At 64.7% G+C, this 484-nt stretch carries 1 protein-coding gene; it reads right to left on the bottom strand.

The genetic code is table 11. The annotated features are described in order from the left end of the window. Window positions 1-484 (bottom strand): alpha/beta fold hydrolase (locus AC0L20_RS39860; RefSeq protein ID WP_473295646.1); only part of this gene is annotated, 484 nt, incomplete at both ends.

Genomic DNA, 484 nt, shown 5'->3' with positions numbered 1-484 from the left:
GCGATGTCGGGTTCGGTGCGGCAGAAGCTTTCCGTCAGTTCGCTGCTCAGTTCAGGTTGCCCAGGGGCGCCCATGATCACCGGGGCCATGCTGCTGGACCAGCCGAGGTAGTTGCTGTCGAGGGTGTCGAGCAGGTCTTCGATGTCGTCGCGCTTGAAGCCGCCGACATAGCTCTGGGTGTCGATATAGCGCGGCGAAGGGCCAATCATCACGTGCGCCGCGACCCGTCCCGGGGCGAAGCGGTCGGCAAGGGCGCCGATCATCGCGCTGACCGAGTGACCCACCAGAATCACCGGGCCTTCGGCGTAGGCGTCGATCAGCTCGTTGAGGTCGCGGGCATAACCCTCCAGCGTGCTGTACCTGGCTTTGTCGTAGGCGCCAAGGTCCGAGAGGCCGGCGCCCACCAGGTCATACAGCACCACGCGAAAACGCTCGAGAAAGTGGGGCGCCAGGGAGTTCCACATCGCCTGGTTGCAACCGAAGC

This window comes from Bradyrhizobium sp. Kon58 (assembly GCF_055807455.1).
This window is presented reverse-complemented; position numbering and strand designations above follow the sequence as displayed.